This is a genomic window from Bacteroidales bacterium (assembly GCA_041671145.1).
Taxonomy (GTDB): domain Bacteria; phylum Bacteroidota; class Bacteroidia; order Bacteroidales; family JAHJDW01; genus JAQUPB01.
The window spans coordinates 14,719-37,001 of the sequence record JBAZBZ010000002.1 but is presented as its reverse complement, the minus strand read 5'-3'; the positions used below and the strand labels follow the sequence as shown (position 1 = coordinate 37,001).

Sequence of the window (22,283 nt, the reverse complement as noted above, 5' to 3'; positions counted from 1 at the left end):
TTAATAATATATTTTTTTTATTATTTTATACTCAATTATTGAATAAAAATAATTGTATGCATGTTTAAAAATACTTTTAATTTTATTCAGGTAAAATATTTTTATTTCAATTAATAAAAAGAAAGAAACCTTTAAAAATATAGTGTTTATTTTTAATTTATAGAATTGATTCTTCAAAAAATTATACCTCAAAATTATGCTTTTTTTTCCTTTGTTTTTATTTTCACTAAAATTAGAAACAGAAGAATTGTGAACTCTGTATTTGAGCAAAACTTCATCGAGCTTTGCTATTTTCTTTTTATCGGATATTAATCTTAACCACAAATCCCAATCTTGCGAAAAATATGGTTTTTCCGAATATTTGTATTCAATCAATATCTCTTTTCTGATTAGAACTGTTGGATGTGCTATACAGTTGGCTTTAGGCAAAAAATAATAAATATCACGATATGTAATATTGTTATTATCATTATCCCACATGCTTGTTTCTTTACTTTTTTCATTGATTCCAATTATTTTGGCAGCAACAAGACAATATTCAATATTATTATTTAAAAAATAAAATTGCTTTTCTAATCTTGTGGGCAATGAAATATCATCTGCATCCATTCTGGCAATATATTTTCCTTTCGCTATTTCAATCCCTTTGTTTAATGATTTTGACAATCCTATATTTTCATTATTGTCAATTAAAATAATTCTTTTGTCATTGTATGATGAAATAATGTTTCTTGTATTGTCAGTTGAAGCATCATTTATTATTAAAAATTCAAAATTAACGAATGTTTGGTTTAGAATGCTTTCAACGGACTCTTTAATATATTTCTCGCAATTATAAACAGGCATTAAAACGGTAATATCAGGAATATTTTCAGTCATTTGTTGTGGAAAAATTTTGCTTTTCAAACCAAATAGATAAAATCAGTAATATCCATGTTTTGTAATTATCTTCGCTATAACAAGTCATTGTATTTTTATAATCAAAAATAGAATATATTTTAGAATTTTGATTTTTCAGAAATTTTTCTTTTAATTGAACAACATCTTTGTTTTTTAACCATATTTCTACCGGAGCACCGAAACCTTGTTTTCTTCTGTTTAAAATTGATGGAGTTAATCTATCAGCAAATGCCTTACGCATTATCAATTTGTCTTTTTCGGTATTCATTTTAAAACTTAAAGGTAAAGATATGCAAAATTCAGCAAAATTAATTTCTAAGAAAGGTGTTCGCAATTCCAAACTATTTGATAAAGAAGCTCTGTCTGTTTTAGTTAAAATATCTCCCGGTAAATAATTCTGAATATCTTCAAACAAGACATCATTCAAAGAGTCAACTTTTTTTGCTTCAGTTTTAGAATTATTATTTTTAAGAATACTTGAAATTTCCGAGTCATAAAAATATAAATTTGTAATATTATATAAATCCTGAATTGTTTTGAAATCCTTCTTTAATTTAAGTTGCTCGTAATAATTGGATAAAGGGAGATTTAATTTAAACTTATAATTAAATTTATCAATTAAATGCATGAATTCAAAGTAACTGATTTTTCTATTCAATGCTCTTTCCAATTTAAAAATTCTTCTATACCAAAAAGAGTAACCGGCTAAAAGTTCGTCGCCACCGTCACCTCCCAAGATAACTTTAACATATTTTTTAGCTTCTTTTGAAATCAGGTAGGTTGGAATATTTGAAGAATCGGCAAATGGCTCGTCATAAATATTCTGCATTTCCAATATTAGTTCGGCTATATTACTTTCTTTAACCTGCAATTCAACATGATTTGTTTTGTATTTTTTCGCAATTTCTTTTGCAAAAGGCAATTCATTAATAGCTTCACCGAATCCGCATGAGAAAGTATGAACATTGTTGCTGAATTGACTTGCTGAAGCTACAATGCTTGATGAATCAACACCGCCGCTTAAGAATATTCCAACAGGGACGTCAGCAACCATGCATTTATTTACGGCTTTGTCAAATAATTCAGTGAATTGTGAAACTGCATCATTGAATTTTATTTTTTCATTTGTTTGGGGTAAATGCCAATATTTTTCAATGATTAAATTTCCTTCTTTATATATTAAACAATGAGCCGGGGGTATGGTATGAATATTTTTATAAATAGTTTTTTGAGGGTGAACATATAAATGTTTTAAATAATGAACAAGAGAGTCAATATCTAATTCCGGAGATACAAGATTTGTCGATAGTATTGATTTGATTTCTGATGCAAAAATCAGTTCGTTATTTTTTCCTAAAGCGTAATAGAAAGGTTTTTCGCCGAATCTGTCTCTTGCACAAAATAATTGTTTTTCGTTATTGTCCCAAATAGCAAAAGAGAAAGCACCGGGAAGATATTGAAGCATTTTTGTTCCGTATTTTTCATGCAATGCAAGAATTACTTCGGTATCGGATTTTGTTTTAAAATTATAATCTTTAATTTTTTTTTTTATTTCATCGAAACCATATATTTCACCGTTGAAAGTTATACCGGTATTTTTATTATTGTTCAGCATTGGTTGATTGCCGGTGAAAAGGTCGATTATGCTCAGGCGCGTGTGCCCCAGTAAACAATTATCAAAGTGCAAAAAACCTTCGTTATCAGGACCACGATGATTAATTATGCTGAGCATTTTCTTCAAATGCTCAGTATACTCCTTTGAATTATTTACAACTATACCTGCTATTCCGCACATATAAACATTTTATTTGATACCCGAAAAAGATGATTTAAAAAAATCAGTATTTTTAATGTCGGAACAGTTAGTATTAGTGTACCACGAAAATACTTCCTCTTCGGTATGAGCTGATGCATATTTAGGAGTTATGGAATCGAATACATCCAAAATCCTCCATCTCTTATCAGGCAGATACAGTACAGGAAACCAGTTCTGTTCTAAATAATATTTTATTTTGTCTCCTCCATATTTTGGTACTTTTGAAAAGTAAGGGAAATACTTGAAAAGAAATGTTGCGGAAAACTTAGCGTATAATATTGCCAGATTGTAACCGAATAAAAATCTGGTGATTTGAATAAGTTTTCTGAATCTTCGGACTGATTTAAAGTCGTAATATCCTTTTTTTGTATACACACAACATGCCAAATATGCTCCTTTTTTTAATGTTTTATGTAGTTCTTTAAATGCAGAAAATGGATTAGGTGTATGATGCAATACTCCTATAGCGTACCCCATATCAAATGCATTCTCTTTAAATGGCGGATTCAAAATATCGCCTTGTATTATTAAAACATTTTTGTCATTTATAAAATATTCTTTCGCCGGCTCAACTGCCAAGCTCATATCTATTCCAACAACAGTTCCTCCTTTTTTTCTAACTACATCTATAAATCTTCCGCCGCCGCATCCGAAATCAATTATTAATTTATTTTTAAAATATTCATCTGGCAAGCTTGTTATTTTCTCGAACATTTTTGTTGTCCAATTTTCCATTGGTTTTCCAATATTCTCTGATTCGTATTGAACTAAAGCCCATTTTTTCCATTCAAATCCGAAACTTTTTGCATAATTTTCTTTTGATACAAATCTTGGAATACCTTTTAAAATAGGGTATTTATATTCTTTATTTTTTGTTGTTAAAAATCCTTCCTCTACTGTGCCATTATCAAATAATTTAGTTGTTTCAAGGTATAGTGATTGTTTGGTGATAGGGCAACATAGAATATCTAAAAATTTTTGTTCCATGGTTTTATAGTTTTATCCAGTTTTGTAAAAATAATTCTTTTGTTTGATATTTATCGGTATTTAACCATTTTTGAGGAGCAATAATTATTTTATCTTTATTTGCACATAACCATGCTCCCCACCAACTGAATGTGCTGTTTGCAATAATATGATGCTTGCAATTGAGCATTAATCTCAGGTCTTCGTAACTTCTATCTGCATTATGTTCAATAAAATCAAATGTATGATTTTCTGATTTGAAATTTTTCTTGCACCAGCTAATGTCGTCTGAAAATATGTAAAAGTATGGATTGGATGATTTTTGAGATATAACCTTTATTGCTTTTTCATAATATTCCATATCGCATAGTCCATGATATATATCTGAAGCAGGATTGTATCTTCTGATGTGAATACTTATAGATTCTGTGGATTTTATTTTTTCAATAGATTTTAAATTTATTGAATCGGGATTTTGTTTGAAAGCAAATTCTTTTCTGATAATATTTTCAATTTCCGAAAAATATTTTTCATTTTGCCAAAAACCGCATAAAAGTGATTTTTTTGGAGAATTTAAAATTTCTTCATCATATACAAAAGGTTCTTTTTCATTCACGATTTTATATTGCATTATTTTTTGAATAATCTTATTTAAGCCCTTTGTGGCTTTTGACATAGTATGATATTTTGCAATTTCTTTATCTGTTGCGAAATTTTCGTTTATTTTGAAAACATTTAATTCATAATCCCTAAAAATATAATCTGCGTTTTCCGGTCTGGCTCTGAGAAAACTCAAATCAAGTTTTAGCAAAGTGTTATTTTTAATTGCCAAATGTCTGCCCAAAGCGTATTGAAACAATTGATTTCCGAGACCACCTATTAATTTAACAACAATCATATTTTTACGGCTTTAATATTAAAACCAAAACATAATAAATCAGAAGAACCTTTGTCTGTCATGCTTAACTTATATAAAAGGTTCATAACTGTTTTTAATGAATTTTTTTCTTTCTTTGATAGTTTGAGTTCAGAATATTTATTTGGTATTCTTAATGATAATTCCTGATTCAAAAAATCGAAATAGTTTCCATTTGGTAAAATTTCAATTATTGATAGTGAATTTTCCTGTAAATATTTTTCGAAAAAATATTTATTAAATCCCGAATAATAGTGATAAGGAGCGAAGTGTGTTAAACTTGCAAATGGTGCGGTTATAATTAGTTTTCCATTTTTTTTCAATATTCTTGAGAATTCTTTAATAGCTGAAATGGGAGCGGGAACATGTTCTAAAACTTCAATACACAAAATAGCATCAAATGAATTGTCAGCAACAGGAATATTTGTGATATCGGATATTATATCGATTTTATCATTATTCCATGTTTGTGTTTGCAAGCCGCAATTATTGCCCGTACCTTTATATTGCCCGAAATCTTGCGAAACATAGTTTAGATGGGAACAAAATTTTTTATATTGCAGTTCTCCGGCACCGGCATCTAATATTTTTTCTCCATGAGGAATTTCTTTTAATGTTTTTTCAAGCCATGCTTCTCTGTTTTGAACATTAATTAAATTTGCGTTATAATTACTTTTTTTGTTTTTAGTAAATAATTTATTAAAAAAATATTTCATTATTATTTTATTTACATTTTAATATTATTCTTATGCTATCTTGTGTTTTATATGCTTCAATATTTTTTTTATAATCTTTTTTAAAAAAAAATCATTTGAGGTTTTTAATTTAATAGGTCTGTTTTTAATATTTTTAAACCAATTATAACGATGTTTTTTGCTGAAAATATAATTTACATCCCTATCATCAATTAAATGTAAAAAAGGTATTAAAACAGAAGTAAATGCTAAAGATAAATTTCCTTTGTCGTAGTTTAACACAAAATGAGAATTGTAACCATGTCTGTGCAAATAAAATGAGTTTTTTAAAGTCAGCATTTTGCTTCCTGTAGCAAGTTGTCTTAAACCAAAAGCCCACGAATCAATGGTTTGATTAATCAAAGTTGGTTCGAAATATTTTCCTGCTTTTATCCAGCTTTCTTTTGTAAACATATAATTTCCGCTTGAGCAAGGAGCTTTTTCTCCTTCATTAATAGTGTCAATGAAAGTTATTTCTTCGTTTAAAATCCATTTGTTAGTTACGTTTTCTATATTGTTTATAAAGTAATGGATTTCGCCAAATGCGGCAGCATCTATTTTGCTTGACAATAAAAAATCTTTAAGTTTCGGAATACTATCGGGAGCTAAAACATTATCTGAATCTAAACAAAAAATTAAATTATTTATTGAATTATCAATTCCGGTATTTCTTCCGGCAGCCGCAGTACCCTTATTATAATTATGTTTTAAGAGTTTTATTTCTTTATGTTTATTTTGTAAATCTAAAATTATTTCTTTAGTATTATCTGTTGAAGCATCGTCAATAATTATTATCTCATCACCGGAAATTATGTTTCCTTTATAAATAGATTCTATTGCTTCAGCAATTGTTTGTGAACAATTATATGCGGGAACAATAAAACTGACGTTATTTTCCATAAATTAAAAATATGTTTTTTTATCTGCTACTATGTGACCTTTTACAATGTTTTTCTATAAAATTTCAATAAAATTGGCGGAATAAAATCCTTAATAAAATCTTTTTTATTATTTATTGATGATTTTTGTGAAGAATTATTTAAAGTACATAATTTATTTTTAATTAATTGTAATAAATAATCTTTAATTTCATCAAAGAAAGATTCATTAAATCTTTGCTTTCCCAAATATGCTAATTCTAATGCAAACGGTAATTGATTTTTAATAATTGAAAAAACTATTCCAAGCAAAAAATCTCTTTTTGTTAAATTGTTTTTTTTGAAATTATTTATATATGTTATTTCCGCACAAGTAGGTGAGTATTTTAATATTGACTGAAGTTGGAATTCATTCATATCATTAAAAAATAATTCTTTTATTGTTTTATTTATTTTTTGATTTCCACCTATATTTATATCAGAAATCCAAAAATTAGATTTATCCATGAATTCCAATAAATGATATAATTTATCTTCATTTTGGTAAGCATCAATAATGCCCGGTTCGAAATCTGCAACAAGTATGTTAGAATAAATATCTTGTCCCAAGCTTTTAAAAATCATTAAATCGGTGCCTTGGGAATCTGTTTTAAACCAATCAATTTGTTTAACATTTAATTTGTTTAAAACAGTTTGCAGATTAGTAGATTTAATTTTTACGCTTTTTTCAATTTCAAAAAACTTGTAGAAACTCCATTCTTCCAATTGCTTGTTTAATGGTTTTAAAGTACTTGAACAATATGGTGATTTTGTTAAAAAGAAATCAGTTAATTCTTCATTGCTATCAACAACAATTGAGTTAAATGTATAAAGTTTTTTGTATTTTTTTTCTTCGTTAACAATATAGTCAATATCTCTGTTATCGGCATCAAAAGCAATACAGATTGAATATGGAGCTATTACCCTCCAATCTTCGGGTAAATGAGCCGAAGCTCCGATATCAATTAATACCGGAGGGTTTTCAGAAATCTCATTATGTGATAATATTTTGTTTGTCATTTTTTTGTTTCTGTTAATATGCTAATCATATTCTGCATTTATTTATAAAAGTAATAATAATTTGTTTGATTTTTATAATACTGTTTTTACATAGTGTTTTCTTTGTGTCTTTTTTTATTTCTTTTGTGAGAAATGGATAATTACCAAAGTAATATTTTAATGTTTTTAATGAAAATAAAATTGCTTTTATTGATTTGTTGTGCTCGTCAAAAGTTTTTGCCAAAACATAGTAACAATAAATTCTTTGATTATTCAAAAGCATCTTTTTTTTATAATCAAAATATTTATCTATTGCATCAATTATTTTCAGTGTATTTTTATACGGAATACCGAGCCATTCTTTATTCTGCTTTTTTGCTTCTTTTATTCCGGCATCGGTTGAATTTCCACTGATTGTTCTTCTGTAAACCCCCATAGGTTCTTTAAAATATTTCATTTTTCCTTTGCTGGCGCATAATATTTGTGATATCCAGTCAAGGCTGGGCAAAGTATAAAATAAATCAAGTGAGTTTCTAAATATTTTATTTCTGAAAATTAAAGAGCATGTTGCGCCTCCACTTCCAAAAGCTAATAAATCATCAAGTGTTATAGTTTCCTTTTGTTCTCTGCCAAGCCATTCGATTTTTTCGCCTGTTTCTTCATACTCAACAATAGCATTGTGAGAACATATTGAGTATTCAGGATTAGCTTCTAAAAAATCAACTTGTGTCTTTAATTTGAGAGGGCTTATCCAGTAATCATCGCCTTCAAGCATTGCAATATATTTGCCGGTGCATGCATTTAGCACTGCGATATGGTTAGCCATTGGTCCAATATTTCTCTCATGAAGCAGTAATTTAAACTTATCCGGATACTTGTCTGCATATTTTAAAATAATATTGCGGGTATTGTCTGTTGAGCAATCTTCACCTATAACAACTTCAAAATCAAATTCGACTTTTTGCATCAAAATGCTTTCTAATGCTTTTGCAATATATTTTTCATGGTTATAAGTAATCATGAAAACTGAAACCATACGATTTAAGCATTCAGTCATAATTTTTTATTTCCATTTTTAATTCATTATCAGATTTTGATATTATTTTAAAACCGCATTTTTCGTATGACCTAACAGCGGCAATATTTTCGGGATTTACTGTCAGGTATATTGTTTTTATTTTTATTTTTTTAAATCCATAATCAATAATCAGTTTTGTTGCCTGCGTTCCAATTCCTAATCCGTGATATTTTTTTTTACCTATGAATATATGGAATTGTGCATTATCTTTTGTTATATCTGTTAGCTGAACATTTCCTACATATTCCATTTCGTTTCCAACACAGATTGCAAATCTTTTTTCATTGTGTTTAACAATAACTTTCTTAATCCATTCTTTTTCGATTTTTAATGTTATTTTTTTGTCAGGCTTATTTCCAGTGTATTTCCAAATATCTTCATCATTTCTCCATTTATAAGATAATAAAGCATCGCTTTCTTCGAGTGGTCTGATTGTAACTTTCATTTTAAAATCAGGTTGATTATTTCTTTTAAATTTTCAAAATTATATCTTTGGTCAATGGGTAAATGAATAATTTGTTGTGCATATTTATACTCCAAACTATCTTTATTAGTCCATTCCGACACATTTTGCCAATATGTTGCAATAAAAATTTTATGTTTGAGAAGGTTTTGTTTTAAGTCAGATTGATTAGACAAAAATGGATAAACCATCGGAACAAGTTCTTTGCAAAAATCAATTTCAATTTCGTTATAATTTGATAATTGTTTGTGTAAAAACAAAAAATTTTCTCTTCGTTTTTTAGATACGGATTTATAATCAATATTACAAAGCAAAGCTTGGGTTAATTTAGACATTTTTTTTATGGGCTGTCCAATCATATTATTTTCATTATTTTTAAAATCATTAAATCCGGTTTCAGCACCATAATCTATTCTTTTTATTAAATGAGTAAATCTGCTTTCAGAATGGTCTATTGGGAAAGCGATATCATCAGCACCATCAATATATAAGTAAGCACCGTCCGGAACACCAAAAAATTTACGACATGAATAAAATGTCGGGATATTAGCTGTTGGTTCGGAAAAAAATGCTTGTGAATTATCAATAATCAAATTATTGCATTTTTTTGCAATTTCACAAATAAAAATATCTTTTAACCCGAAATAATTAATGTATAAAAAACCATCTTCACGTTTTAAAATTGAATAATCAAATATAGGTTCAAAATTTTTATCAACTGAATAAAATTCATAAAGAGTTTTGGTTTTTTTTAATGGTTCAAGAATAACATCACAAGTGTAATACGGGACATGAACTTTTTTGTATTTTTTTAATTTTAAAATTAATTCCAAGGCGTTTCTTCCGGTATTTAAAGCAATAGCATAAGGGTGAAATTCTTTACCCTTACGAAGTTCTAATTCGAAATATCCTCCCGTAGAGTTCATATTAATTCATATTGGTTAAGCATTCCTGCAATTTCTTCTTTTGAATTAAACATCAATATATCTATAATTGAAAGACAAGATACAAATTCATTTTTAAATTGGTTGTAAATTATTGGTTTTGATTTTATGAATTTCAAGTATATGTTATTTTTTAAAAAAATCTCTTTAGAGTATAGTTCTTGTCCTCCAATAGAATTTATATAAGTGGAAGTATTCATTTTTTTGCATATATCAATTACTTTGTTCTGTCCTTTTATATCGTTGTTTTTTATTAAAGTTGACGATAAAATAAATTCAGTTTTAATATTAAGAAAAGCAGCTAATTTATTAATGCTGTTTTTAAGAAAATAAGATAAATTTTTTTCATTAAAAAAAATAATTTCTTCGATTAACGAAAATGTATTATTATAAAATGGAGCTTTTTTATATGCCATTTCAATTGTTTTTAATATCTTATTTCTATTATCATGAATTTCGATGTCATTAATAAATTTAAATGAACTGGCTTTTTTTAAATTTAGTGTAATTAAATGTTCTTTGCTGTTAAGTAATATGCGGTTTCGGTTAATCCAACCTTGTTTTATAAAAGTTACATCATCGTAAATTACAAATTTATCAACAGCATTTATTAGCTGGAAATATCCAATATACGGGAAAAAATATGGTTGCATTATAGCTAATTTCATTTTATTACCTCCCAATGCCCGCCTTTGTCTGGACCAATTCTTCTGATTATATTTTTACTTTTTAGTTTATTTATATATTCCTTCACGATTGTAACACCTTTATTACAAATTGCAGATATGTCAGGAATTGAAATTGAAGGATTGGCTCTCATTAATTCGATTATTTTTTTTAATACAATAACATTGCCACCTATATTTTTCAGGTCGGTTTTTTTGTTATTGTTTTGTCTCGAAAATACTGTAACTCTAAATCCATGTTGGAAGTTTTCAAAAACAGGGGATGGGCATCCATAATTTAAAAATGCATTAGTTTCGCTTTCTGATTTGGGTATTTTATATGTTGTTTTTTCTTTATTCAAACCGTACTGCAAATTTTATTCGGAAAATTTATTGATGATTTTACAAATATATTGTACTTGCTCTATTTCCAAATCGGGATAAATAGGCAGACATAAAACTTGCTCTGCTTTTTTATATGCTACTGGTAGGTTTTCACGGGGAGATGAAGAAAGTCCGTTATATGCCGGAAATTCACTGATTAGCGGATAAAAATATCGGCGGCAATAAATATTATTCTGTTTTAATTTTTCGTAAATTTTATCTCTTGAAATTCCGTATTCACTTTGGTTAATAAATATCGGAAAATAAGAGTAATTGTGCTTCACATCTTTCATGCTTTTTAAAAAACTTATTCCTTTTATGTTTGCAAGAGCACTTTGATATGTTTCTGAAATTAATTTTCTTTTTTCAATTGCTTTATCAATATATTTCAAACTCAATAAACCAAATGCAGATTGAAATTCGCTCATCTTTGCATTAATTCCGGTTCCTATAACAGTTACTTCGTCCATAAAGCCGAAATTTTTCAGTTGGTCTATTTTTTGTTTTGTTTCTGCATCATGACTTACTATTGCTCCACCTTCAAATGTTGTAAAAATTTTTGTTGCATGAAAACTAAGTATCGATAAATCTCCAAAGTTTAAAATACTTTGCCCGTTTTGTTTTACACCGAAAGAATGTGCTGCATCATAAATTACTTTTAAATTGTTTTTTTTTGCAATTTTTTGAACTTTTTCTGTCTGGCAGGAATTGCCATAAACATGAACAGGGAGTATGGCAGTGGTTTGTGGTGTAATTGCGGATTCGATTTTTTCCGGATCTATATTGCAATAGTCATTTTCAATATCAACAAAAACCGGCTTTATGTTATTCCACAAAAGAGAATGAGCTGTGGCAACAAAACTGTAAGGTGTTGTAATTACTTCTCCTTTTATGTTTAAAACTTTCAATGCTGTTATTAAAGCCAGAGTTCCGTTTGCAAATAATGAAACATATTTGACACCAAGATATTCAGATAATTTTTGTTCGAATTCTTCATGAAACTTTCCGTTATTTGTAAGCCATTTGCTATCCCAGATTTTTTTGAGATATTCTTGAAACTCTTCTAATGGAGGCAGGTATGGTTGGGTTACATTTATCATAACTTTACTAAGTATTTAATTTATTTTTCGACAATATATAATATGGAACCCTTTTTTATTCCGCATTTTTCAAATACATCTGTTCCGAAATAATCCATTCCGTATTGTTTAACTTTAAAACCAGCAAAGTTGAGCTTCTTTACAAATCCATTTTTTGAATATATTCTTACATGGTCTTTCTGTCCAAAATGTTTCAACCGTTCATTTTCTGATGTAATGTTGTGATTTTCGTAATCTTCCGTTAAAGTTAGCAATATAGGCACATTTATAATTCCCCATCCGCCTGGTTTTAAAATCCTGTAAAGTTCTTTCATTGCTTTTATATCGTCAGCTATGTGTTCCAAAACATGAGTGCAAATAAATATATTATAAGAACAATCATCATATATTCTCATATCAGTTAAATCAACAGTGTCATTAACATTTTTATCGTTTAAATCAGCACTTCTATATTCAATAAATTTAAGGGTTTTCAAATAGTTTGCAATAACAGGTACAGGAGCAAATTCTATAAGTTTGTGTATTTTACTTGTATCAATTTTATTAAAAAAAGATTTTAAAAAAAGCATGTATAATCTTGTGCTATCACCTGTATTGCATATAGGACAAGAACTATTTTTCAAGTTAAGTGTTTCGAAGTTATAAATAGAATGAATGAAATTATTTTCATCTAATTCATCTAAATGCCATTGTGGAAAACGATTAAAAATATTTATGGAATTACCACAAGCAGGACAATAATAAGCATTTATACTATCATTTTGCTGAGTATTTTTTGGAAATTTCTCTAAGTTAATAATTTTCTTTTTTGAAATGTTTTTTATTGAAACAGGAATTACTTTTTTTAAGAATTGCATGTTTTTATTCTTTAATTGTTAACCTTAAAATAATCCCATTTTAGAAAAGTAGGTCTGACAGCACCTTGCCACTTTCCAAACCAAGCGGTATCTTTTCTTGATTCATCATGTACTTCGAAAAATGCAGCTTCTTCATGATAAAACAAACATGTTGAATCATCCTTAACATACATATTACTTATGTAATATTTGTCATCATTTAAAAAATTCTCGGGTATGTAGCAAATTGCTTTATATAGTCCTTTATCTAATTTTTCGGATTTTGATGCAACATTAAAAATAAGTACACCGCTAACTGAAAATAACATTAAACTAATATTTATTTTATTTTCAAGCAAATTCCAGAATTCTATTTCGATTTTAACAGGTGATGAAACATATATACATGTGTTGCTTACATTTGAATCATTTTTCAAAACATTTGTTTTTCTAACCCTAATAAAATCATTACCCGGGGCATCTTTGATATTGTTCCATGAGTTATCGGGATTATTTTCAATTGCTTTTGACAAATAAGTATTAATTACAGAAGCCGTGTCGCCAATACTTTTAATGGTACCATCAGATAATAAAATGCATTTTTCACATAAACTTTGTATGGCAGTCATATTATGACTAACAAACAAAACCGTCCTTCCTTCCTTTGCAACATTACTCATTTTACCCAAACATTTTTTTTGAAATTCAGCATCCCCCACTGAAAGAACTTCATCTATCACCAATATCTCCAGTTCAAGATGAGCTGCAACGGCAAATGCCAATCTTACATACATTCCGCTTGAATATCGTTTTACGGGAGTGTTAAGAAATTTTTCTACTCCCGAAAAATCCACTATTTCATCAAATTTTTTAGTTATTTCTTTTTTTGTCATTCCAAGAATTGTACCATTCAGGTAAATATTTTCTTTGCCGGTTAATTCAGGATGAAAACCTGTACCAACTTCGAGCAATGAACCTACTCTGCCTCTTGTTAATACTCTTCCCGATGTGGGTTCCGTTATTTTGGAAAGTATTTTTAATAAAGTGCTTTTGCCTGCTCCGTTTTTTCCTATAATACCTATAACATCGCCTTGCTGTACATCGAAACTAATGTCTTTCAATGCCCAGAATATTTCTTCTTCTTTTAACGGTCTTAATGTATCAAAAAGATAATTGAATGGTGATGTTAAAGTACGAATGAGATTACTTTTTGCTGAATACTTTTGCTTATTTAATCCTATTCTGTATTTCTTGCTTATGTTTTCTACTTTAATAACTGGCATCCTGCAAATATAATTAATTTAGCTATTTTAATAATTTTCAATAAATTTATTATTTATACTTTAAACTATTAAGCATATAATGTATGTTATATACATGTATATGATAAAAACATTCTATAGCATTCATATTAATTTCAATTTAATGATTTTAGTTTGATTAATGAACAAAGTTAATGATTAACAGCATAGAATACACTTTCCCAACTAACTGGACTGTGATGTCCGAAATACAATTCGTAACTTGGGTTTAGAGATTTAAGCTTGATTGGTATTTCCCATAAATCGTCGGTTTTGTGATAAGCAGAGATTGCGAGCCGGGGCTTAAATTCTTTAATGACTTTAGCTGCTCCTTCAATTGCATCCATTTCAGCCCCCTCAATGTCCATTTTAATGAAATCAACACGATTAAGATTGCGGTTTGCATAGTCATCTATGCTTATACTGGCAAAAGAGTTGATGGCTAAACCGCCAGGAGCAATTTTATCCGAATCTTTCTTGTCTCCATTCGTAACAAACGTACGATTACTAACCGATAGTTCGTTGATGTGAAGCACATGAGCCAGCAATGGATTTAGTGAAGATTGAAGTTGGCAATAGCGTGCGTGAAGCGGTATTGGGTCGAACATGTGAACTTCGCCATGCATGGCAACAAGTCCGGCGAATAGTAAAGATATATCTCCGATACAGGATCCACAGTCAAGAACAACATCTCCTTGTGTCGGGGATATATCAATGGAATTTCGTTTTACAAAATATTGGCGATAACTGTTGAGCAAAGTTAAATTTTCTTTACATGTAACCACTTTTATTGGTGCTATATTCGGATGTTCTTTCAATTGTATTTCAAAAATCCTTAACGCCATGCCAACGTAGTCATCAGGGAGGTTGGAATTGTGAAATGGTTTTTCATCTATGATATCAAAAAAATCGTTGAAATCAATACGGGGAAAGTAGAATCGTTGATGCCCGGTTAAGCGGAGGACAATAGTTTCATCACAAAGAAGTTTACTTAAATCGTCTTTAAGTAAAGATCTGGATTCCCATAATCTTTCTGCATAATTGCTGTTCAGCCATTCTTGTGGTTGAGTACGCTGCTGACATCTAAGCATAAGTAAAGTCTGCTTGGTCATATCGCGAAAGATTTGAACGCGCTTGATTTTATCATCTACTAATGTCCAAGGAAATTCCGGATCAGTTCGGGGTTTAGGATTAGTATTTCTATAAAAGTCAATTTGCCAGTTAATGCTATTAATCCAATTACGACTACTGCTATTCATGGTTTTCTCTATTTAGGACATTACCTAACAATCTATTTATAATTGGTTTTTGGTTTAACAGACAGAATATTAGTTTGTACAAATACATCGTTACCGCTTCGGTATTTATAATTTTCTTTTAATGCAGTACAAAGTAAGCTATTTTTTTTTAGATTTACAATACACGGTGAATCTACATTAATTTGAAATGTTTTGCACAGAATTGTTTTAACGAAGTTGGACAAACTATTTTAAATCCTTCGTTTTTTTGTATCTTTGCTTTTTTTTAATTCAAATTATTTATGCTCGAAAAGGGACAGGAATATCATGTGATTGAAAGAACCAAAACTCTTAAAATTATAAATATAAGAGAATTGCTTGACAACGGCTATCTGACTTATATGTTATTTGTCCGCGATTTGAAAGGAAAATATAAGCAAACAGCATTTGGTCCGTTGTGGATTATATTTAGTCCTATTATTAGCACAATAATATTCAGTTTTTTATTTCAAAAGTTAGGAAATCTTTCTTCGGATAATGTTCCATATTTTCTTTTTACTTATTTAGGATTTCTTATCTGGACGGTTTTCAACCGGAGCGTTAATGCGTCTGCAAACGGATTGAAGCAGGAATCTTCACTCATGTCGAAAGTGTATATTCCAAGGTTGATTCCTGTTATATCTGGTACCATGTCGGGGTTAGTTGATTTTTTTGTGTCTTTTGTAATAATGTTTTTTTTCCTGTGGTTTTATAAAATAAGTATTTCAATTAATATGATTTTTCTGCCCTTAGTAATCATAGTAACTATTTTCTGCGGATGGAGCATGGGATTGTGGTTTGCAGGTCCTTCAATAAAATACAGGGATATATCTAACTTGGTTTCTTATTTGGTTTCTTTTCTTTTGTATTTTTCACCTGTTATTTATTCATCAAGTGAGCTTATAATGAGAATACCGCCGAAATGGCAGATTCTATATTTTATGAATCCTTTTACATTTTTTGTTGAAGCATTCAGATGGTGCATTCTTGGAACACCTGTTCATATCGGAAATAATGTGTATATTGCGTATGCTTTTTTATTTATTCTTTTTTTCGGAGGGCTGATTAATTATAATAAATGGGCAAGAACTATTGTAGATATCCAATAAGATTATCTTTAAAAACCAGCCCCTTTTCATCGGACTTCAAAATTCAAATTCTTATTAACAAATAGTCAACTCAAGTTTGAATTTCTTGTTTGCCTTGATATACGGGTTTATTAGAGATGCCCATGAGTATATAAGATAACTTTTCAAACAATTGAAATTTAGTTGCTGTTTTTTTATTGGTTATTTTGTTTAGTTTTGTTATAAATTTTTAAATATTAAGGAAAAATGAATCATTATATTGGAAAAAAAACAATTAAATATTTTCCTTACTTTTTAGTTATTTGTGTATTTCTATTCACAAGAATTCCATTTTATGTGCTGTTTCCATTACCGGATTTAAATGAAGATTTTCCGGCATACTTTTTTATGGCAAAGCAACTCTATTATGGTCAATTACCCAGATTTGATGTTTTGCCCGGTGCATTCTCTTTCTTTTGCTATTTGGTTTTTTGCATAAAAAGAAGTATATTTTTAGTAATGGTACTTCAAAGTTTATTATTTCTTTTTGTCTCTTTATTATCAATACGGTTAATTGAAAAGCATTTTAATAAATTCAAATTCTTTTTTATCTTTTTAATTTTAATATTAATATCTGACCCGAATAGTTTAACATTTGAAACAAAAATGATGACGGAATCGATAAGCCGAACTATTTATTTTGTTTTAACAGTTTTACTTGTAATTTCTCTTTCAAAAAAAACAATTACAAATGGCATATTGATTTCAATATTTATAATTCTCGGTTTATTTGCTCGTTCTGAAGGTATTTATACTTTTATTATTCCGGTCTTTTTTATAATTCTTTATTTTATTGATAAGTCGTACAAGAAAATTACAAAAAGTGTATTTGTTTCCCTTATTATTCTTTGTATTACGTGGTCTTCTGTTAATCTGTTTGTTTACAAAACTTTGTTTATACCCGGTAGTGCTTATGAGATTAAGTCATTAAAAGCGGGTGTACGCATTAATTTATATAAAGAGTTAGGTTATCCTATTTATAAACTTAACCCAATTCAATTAGAAGGAATAAAACAACAAGCGACTGAAGACAAAACACGCTCTTTAAATAAAAAAGAAAACAATATTGTTTACAGATTTAAAAAATTTAACAATGCTGATTCAGGTAAAAGATTATTTTACTACTATGAACCAATTAAAAGATACTTTTATATATGGGGCTTTAATAACTGCACTGACACAATAGGATATTCAAGGTTGTATTTTTATTTAATACCGGAGGATTACAAACGTGCTGATGATTTTAATAAATTTACTTTAAATGAATATAAGGAAAATTTTTTAATAAAACATGAGCCATTCTTTTTCAGATATACAAAATGCGCTTACAATCTTGAAAGCGAAAAGGGTTTTGGATTTTGGTGGAATAAATGGCTGGGAGCTGTGAACTTGTTTCATAGAATATATGTGCAGGTGTTTGCTATGAAGTTTTGGATTTTGTTATTTATTACAAGTTTTATTTTTTCAATTATACAAATAATTAAGAAAAAGAATGTTGAATTAAATATTTTAATTATTTTTCTTTTCTTTATAAGAGAATTAAATTTAATTGTGCTTGCATTGCATGCAGCTTTGTATTACAGGTACACTTTTTACACGGAATTTATTGTTTATCTTTTATCAATATTTTTATTCTATAATTTATACATTATATATTTAAATAAAAAAGAATGCTCAACAATAAAACCATAGCAGTAATAGTTCCCGCCTATAATGAGGAAAAGCAAATAAGTATGGTGATAGAAACCATGCCTGATTTTGTTGACAGGATAATTGTTGTTAATGATTGTTCGAAAGATAATACTGCCGATGTTGTAAAAAGTTATTTTGATAAAAAAGAAAACCCTGAATGTGAATTAAAAAGTAGAGAATTAAAAAAAGAAAATAAATATAATAGGGCGGAAATATTACAGCAGGAAAAGATTTTAGATGCAAAAAATTTATTTCCCGAATCAGAAGTGATATTTAAAAATTTAGATAGCAGGATTATTCTTATTAATTATAAAAAAAATCAAGGTAATGGAAAAGCTATTGCCAGAGGATATTTATGGGCACTGGAAAATAGAATTGATTGTACTGCCGTTATGGATGGCGATGGACAAATGGACCCCAATGAACTTATTGATATTTGCAAACCAGTTATAGAAGAAAATATTGATTATGTTAAAGGGAATCGGCTTATTCACCGAAGTGCATGGCTTATTATGCCTAAGTCAAGGTATATTGGGAATTCCATTCTTTCCATATTTACTAAGATTGCTTCGGGTTATTGGCGGGTTTCCGACACTCAAACCGGTTATACGGCAATGGGATTGAAGGCACTTGAATCAATTCGTTTAAATGAAATATACAGGAGTTATGGCTGGCCTAATGATATCATGGTAAAATTAAATATAGCTTTTTGTACTTTAAAGGAAGTCGAAATAAAACCTGTTTACAACATAGGTGAGAAATCAAAAATGAAATTAATTAAAGTAATTCCACGGATTTCATGGTTGCTTTTTATATCATTTTTTAAAAGATTGTGGATAAAATATCTTTTTCGCGATTTTCATCCTTTATTTATATTATATCATCTTGGCTTAATATTGTTTTTAATATGCATACCATATATGTTGAAAATTTTTAAGGCGGTTTTATTTGGTTATGACATATCTAATCTTCCAATATTAGCTTTTGTTTTTTTATTTATCACCGGTATTCAGTTTTTGTTGTTTGCGATGTGGATGGACATTCAGGATAATGAGCGGTTGTATAAATAAAAATAAAATAATTATTTTATTTTAATATTTTTTCTTAATTAGTGAACTATGAAAATTTTAATTAGCGATATTACAAGTTGTAAATCAATTATTATAGCTAGATTTATTAAAAAAAATTATAATTCATTAATATATAGCTTTGATTATAGAAAAAAATCAAAATTCTTTCATACGAAATATGTTGACCATCATTATGTAATAAATAAAAATAATTATATTGACGAAATAATTGAAATTATTGAAAAAAACAAAATTGATTTATTTTTACCAACAAATAACAATAATTTAGAAATTATACTGAAAAATTTTAATGGCAAACCATATTTTAATTTTTATGGTTCATTCGAGTCCTTTGATTTATTAAATGATAAGTCAAAACTATATTTAATAGCAGAAAAATTGCAAATACAACAACCTGAAAAATTTAATAATATACATGAAGCAAAAATTCCTTTTATAATAAAACCCAAAAAATTAAGCTCTTCAAAAGGAGTAAAATATATACTTAATGAAGCTCACAGGGAAAAAGTTTTAAGTGAAATTGAAAATTCTGATGACTATGTAATTCAACAATATATTAAAGGAAATGGTGTTGGGTACTCAGGTTTTTCGAAAGAAGGGAATATCCAAATGGGATATGGACATAAAAGAATAATTGAATATCCCATTACAGGGGGCGGAAGTGTATTCAGAGAATCTTTTTATAATGATGAAATAAAAGAAGTTTCTGAAAAGTTACTAAAATACACATCGTGGTCTGGTTTTTTTATGTTTGAATTTAAATTAAGTGACGATAATCAAATTTATTTAATTGAATCAAATCCCAGAATTTGGGGTGGTATTAATCAAGGTTTGGTAAATAACATTAACTATTTTGAGCCATTATTAGGAAAAATTGATTTGCCACCTCACAAAAAAATGATTCGTACTTATTTTTCTCCTTTAATATATTTTTCTTTTTTTCATTATATCATAAACTTGAAATTGGCTCCTGTTTTTAAATTTATACTCCACTTCAATTCAAATAAACCAGATGTCTCATTTTTTAACGACCCATTAGGATGGGTTAGTTTATTTTTAAAATATGAAAAAAATTAATGCTATTGATTTAGACGATACATTATTGAAAACAAATTCTTTTAAAGAATACTATTTAATGTTTCTTTTTAAAAGTAATTTTAAAATATTTTTATGTTTATCATTCTTTGGGTTATTAAGAAAATTAAATGTAATTAATAAGAGTGTTTTTTTTGTTAATTTGGTTTATTGTTGTAGGAAATACAAGAATTATAATATAAAAATTTTAAAACTAACGGAAAATGTACTTTTAAAAATTAATCAAGAAGTTTTTACACTTATTAAAAACAATATAGATGAAAATACTATTTGTGTTATATGTACGAATTCTCCATCAGATTATGTTGTAAATATTGCCAAATACTTTAATTGGGAATATTTAGCAAGTGAACTGAATAATAAAACAAATGAATTTATATTTATGGATGGAGAAAACAAAAAAAAGTATTTGCTTAATAAATACCCGAAAGAAAATTATCTTTATAATTTTGCTGTTTCAGATTCTTCTGATGACGATGTAATGCTTGATTTATTTAGTAAATCAATTAAAATAGAAAAGTAATTGGTTATTTAAACTAAAGTTTATTATCCGGTTATCACTTCACCTAAAGACACTATTTGGACTTTAATTTTTTTTTTACAACATAAAAATTATTTTTAAATCTTTTTATGAAATTATTTGATGTTATACGAGAATTTGTTTTGTGGTAATTAAACATTATTTTTGTGCCACGTTGTATCAGATAAAAATAATAAGTTAATCAAATCAAAGATTTTAAAAATAAATTATGATTCCTTTTTCTCCACCTTATATCGATGACGACATAATCAATGAAGTTGTGGATACGTTGAAATCCGGCTGGATAACTACCGGTCCTAAAACAAAATTATTCGAAAAAGAGATTACGGATTATTGTGGATGCAAATCAACTGTTTGTGTTAACTCAGCTACAATTGGCCTGGAGCTTGTTTTAAAATGGTTTGGAGTTACCGCAGGAGATGAAGTAATTATTCCTGCATATACATATTGTGCAACTGCTAATGCTGTGGTTCATTGTGGCGCGAAACCTGTGATGGTGGATATTAATAAAGAAGATTTTAATATAAATGCAGAAAAAATAGCTGATGCAATTACATCGAGGACTAAGGTAATTATTCCCGTTGATATTGGAGGATTGCCATGTGATTATGATGAAATTTATAATGTGGTAAATCAAAAAAAAATATTATTTAAAGGTAGTACCGAAATTCAAAAGCAACTTGGAAGAATACTTATATTAAGTGATGCTGCACATTCTTTTGGCGCCAAGTATAAGGGAATTATTTCAGGTGCACTTTCAGATGTTACCGTTTTTTCATTTCACGCAGTTAAAAATCTAACAACATCAGAAGGTGGTGCCATTACCTTTAATCTTCCCGAAACTTTTGATAATAAAGCTATTTGTGATTTTTTTACAATACTTATACTTCATGGACAAAACAAGGATGCATTATCCAGAAAAAAAACGTCAGGATGGAAATATGATGTTTTATTCAACGGATATAAAGCTAACATGACTGATGTTCATGCATCAATTGGGCTGGTTCAATTAAAAAAATATAAATATATAATTGAACGAAGACAATTTATCTTTAAGCAATATTCCGATGCATTGAGTTTATTTCCTCGGTTTGAGATACCAATATATAAAAATTATTTTATTGAATCGTCTTATCATCTTTATCTATTGAGAATTTTAAATATAACCGAAAATATGCGTGATAGTATTATTGAATCCATTTTTAATAAGGGTGTTTCTGTAAATGTTCATTTTCAGCCATTACCAATGCTTACAGTATTTAAAAATAATGGATATTCGATTAATGATTTTCCGGTTTCATACGAAGCATATTCAAGAGAAATAAGCTTGCCTGTTCATATGAATCTTTCTGATTCTGATGTATCAAAGGTAATTGATGTGGTTTTTAAATCTGTTCACGAAATTATTAATGGATGATTATGCGAATTTTTAATATTTTGC

The 22,283-nt window shown here is 28.2% G+C and carries 22 protein-coding genes; 6 read left to right on the top strand and 16 right to left on the bottom strand.

What is annotated here, in order from left to right:
* The 16 genes from WC223_00860 to WC223_00785 all read right to left on the bottom strand — a co-directional run bounded on the left by WC223_00860 (nucleotide 1) and on the right by WC223_00785 (nucleotide 14,864).
* A complete protein-coding gene (locus WC223_00860; protein MFA6922779.1) occupies nucleotides 1-879 on the bottom strand; it encodes a glycosyltransferase in 879 nt (292 codons plus the stop codon).
* Nucleotides 872-2,695 (bottom strand): asparagine synthase (glutamine-hydrolyzing), encoded by a 1,824-nt coding sequence (gene asnB, locus WC223_00855; GenBank protein ID MFA6922778.1) that lies wholly within the window; start codon nucleotides 2,693-2,695, stop codon nucleotides 872-874. Before asnB ends, WC223_00860 begins: the two co-directional genes overlap by 8 nt.
* 9 nt (nucleotides 2,696-2,704) lie before the next feature.
* Nucleotides 2,705-3,703: a methyltransferase domain-containing protein gene (locus WC223_00850; protein MFA6922777.1), complete on the bottom strand. Its 999-nt coding sequence runs from the start codon at nucleotides 3,701-3,703 to the stop codon at nucleotides 2,705-2,707.
* 4 nt (nucleotides 3,704-3,707) lie between these two features.
* Nucleotides 3,708-4,580, bottom strand: a complete 873-nt coding sequence (locus WC223_00845; protein MFA6922776.1) for an alpha-1,2-fucosyltransferase — start codon at nucleotides 4,578-4,580, stop codon at nucleotides 3,708-3,710.
* Nucleotides 4,577-5,314 (bottom strand): class I SAM-dependent methyltransferase, encoded by a 738-nt coding sequence (locus WC223_00840; GenBank protein MFA6922775.1) that lies wholly within the window; start codon nucleotides 5,312-5,314, stop codon nucleotides 4,577-4,579. The genes WC223_00845 and WC223_00840 overlap by 4 nt, the downstream gene beginning before the upstream one ends.
* A gap of 30 nt (nucleotides 5,315-5,344) precedes the next feature.
* The gene (locus WC223_00835; protein ID MFA6922774.1) at nucleotides 5,345-6,232 is read right to left on the bottom strand and encodes a glycosyltransferase family 2 protein; all 888 of its coding nucleotides are present in this window, start codon (nucleotides 6,230-6,232) and stop codon (nucleotides 5,345-5,347) included.
* 41 nt (nucleotides 6,233-6,273) lie between these two features.
* Entirely contained in the window at nucleotides 6,274-7,269 is a 996-nt protein-coding gene (locus WC223_00830) for an FkbM family methyltransferase (protein MFA6922773.1), read from the bottom strand.
* Between the two features lie 25 nt (nucleotides 7,270-7,294).
* Nucleotides 7,295-8,305, bottom strand: a complete 1,011-nt coding sequence (locus WC223_00825; protein MFA6922772.1) for a glycosyltransferase — start codon at nucleotides 8,303-8,305, stop codon at nucleotides 7,295-7,297.
* Nucleotides 8,298-8,771 (bottom strand): GNAT family N-acetyltransferase, encoded by a 474-nt coding sequence (locus tag WC223_00820; GenBank protein MFA6922771.1) that lies wholly within the window; start codon nucleotides 8,769-8,771, stop codon nucleotides 8,298-8,300. The genes WC223_00825 and WC223_00820 overlap by 8 nt, the downstream gene beginning before the upstream one ends.
* Complete coding sequence (locus tag WC223_00815; GenBank protein ID MFA6922770.1) at nucleotides 8,768-9,715, bottom strand: hypothetical protein; 948 nt, start codon at nucleotides 9,713-9,715, stop codon at nucleotides 8,768-8,770. Before WC223_00815 ends, WC223_00820 begins: the two co-directional genes overlap by 4 nt.
* The gene (locus WC223_00810; GenBank protein MFA6922769.1) at nucleotides 9,712-10,401 is read right to left on the bottom strand and encodes a WbqC family protein; all 690 of its coding nucleotides are present in this window, start codon (nucleotides 10,399-10,401) and stop codon (nucleotides 9,712-9,714) included. Before WC223_00810 ends, WC223_00815 begins: the two co-directional genes overlap by 4 nt.
* The gene (locus WC223_00805; GenBank protein ID MFA6922768.1) at nucleotides 10,398-10,760 is read right to left on the bottom strand and encodes a winged helix-turn-helix transcriptional regulator; all 363 of its coding nucleotides are present in this window, start codon (nucleotides 10,758-10,760) and stop codon (nucleotides 10,398-10,400) included. The genes WC223_00810 and WC223_00805 overlap by 4 nt, the downstream gene beginning before the upstream one ends.
* A 15-nt stretch (nucleotides 10,761-10,775) precedes the next feature.
* Nucleotides 10,776-11,882: a DegT/DnrJ/EryC1/StrS family aminotransferase gene (locus WC223_00800; protein MFA6922767.1), complete on the bottom strand. Its 1,107-nt coding sequence runs from the start codon at nucleotides 11,880-11,882 to the stop codon at nucleotides 10,776-10,778.
* Nucleotides 11,883-11,902: 20 nt separating this feature from the next.
* Nucleotides 11,903-12,739 carry a methyltransferase domain-containing protein gene (locus WC223_00795; GenBank protein ID MFA6922766.1) on the bottom strand — a complete coding sequence of 279 codons (837 nt, stop codon included), beginning with the start codon at nucleotides 12,737-12,739 and terminating at the stop codon, nucleotides 11,903-11,905.
* An 11-nt stretch (nucleotides 12,740-12,750) separates the two neighbouring features.
* A complete protein-coding gene (locus tag WC223_00790) occupies nucleotides 12,751-14,001 on the bottom strand; it encodes a polysaccharide ABC transporter ATP-binding protein (GenBank protein MFA6922765.1) in 1,251 nt (416 codons plus the stop codon).
* 170 nt (nucleotides 14,002-14,171) lie between these two features.
* A complete protein-coding gene (locus tag WC223_00785) occupies nucleotides 14,172-14,864 on the bottom strand; it encodes an FkbM family methyltransferase (GenBank protein MFA6922764.1) in 693 nt (230 codons plus the stop codon).
* 695 nt (nucleotides 14,865-15,559) lie between these two features.
* Between WC223_00785 and WC223_00780 the strand changes: the two genes are divergently transcribed.
* The 6 genes from WC223_00780 to WC223_00755 all read left to right on the top strand — a co-directional run bounded on the left by WC223_00780 (nucleotide 15,560) and on the right by WC223_00755 (nucleotide 22,259).
* On the top strand, nucleotides 15,560-16,405 hold the full coding sequence (locus WC223_00780; GenBank protein ID MFA6922763.1) for an ABC transporter permease: 846 nt from the start codon (nucleotides 15,560-15,562) through the stop codon (nucleotides 16,403-16,405).
* A 225-nt stretch (nucleotides 16,406-16,630) separates the two neighbouring features.
* Nucleotides 16,631-18,115 carry a hypothetical protein gene (locus WC223_00775; GenBank protein MFA6922762.1) on the top strand — a complete coding sequence of 495 codons (1,485 nt, stop codon included), beginning with the start codon at nucleotides 16,631-16,633 and terminating at the stop codon, nucleotides 18,113-18,115.
* Nucleotides 18,094-19,185: a glycosyltransferase family 2 protein gene (locus WC223_00770; GenBank protein ID MFA6922761.1), complete on the top strand. Its 1,092-nt coding sequence runs from the start codon at nucleotides 18,094-18,096 to the stop codon at nucleotides 19,183-19,185. Before WC223_00775 ends, WC223_00770 begins: the two co-directional genes overlap by 22 nt.
* Nucleotides 19,186-19,233: 48 nt before the next feature.
* Nucleotides 19,234-20,283, top strand: a complete 1,050-nt coding sequence (locus WC223_00765; GenBank protein MFA6922760.1) for an ATP-grasp domain-containing protein — start codon at nucleotides 19,234-19,236, stop codon at nucleotides 20,281-20,283.
* Nucleotides 20,270-20,824, top strand: a complete 555-nt coding sequence (locus WC223_00760; protein ID MFA6922759.1) for a hypothetical protein — start codon at nucleotides 20,270-20,272, stop codon at nucleotides 20,822-20,824. The genes WC223_00765 and WC223_00760 overlap by 14 nt, the downstream gene beginning before the upstream one ends.
* A 226-nt stretch (nucleotides 20,825-21,050) precedes the next feature.
* The gene (locus WC223_00755; GenBank protein ID MFA6922758.1) at nucleotides 21,051-22,259 is read left to right on the top strand and encodes a DegT/DnrJ/EryC1/StrS aminotransferase family protein; all 1,209 of its coding nucleotides are present in this window, start codon (nucleotides 21,051-21,053) and stop codon (nucleotides 22,257-22,259) included.
* The last annotated feature ends 24 nt before the right edge of the window (nucleotides 22,260-22,283 follow it).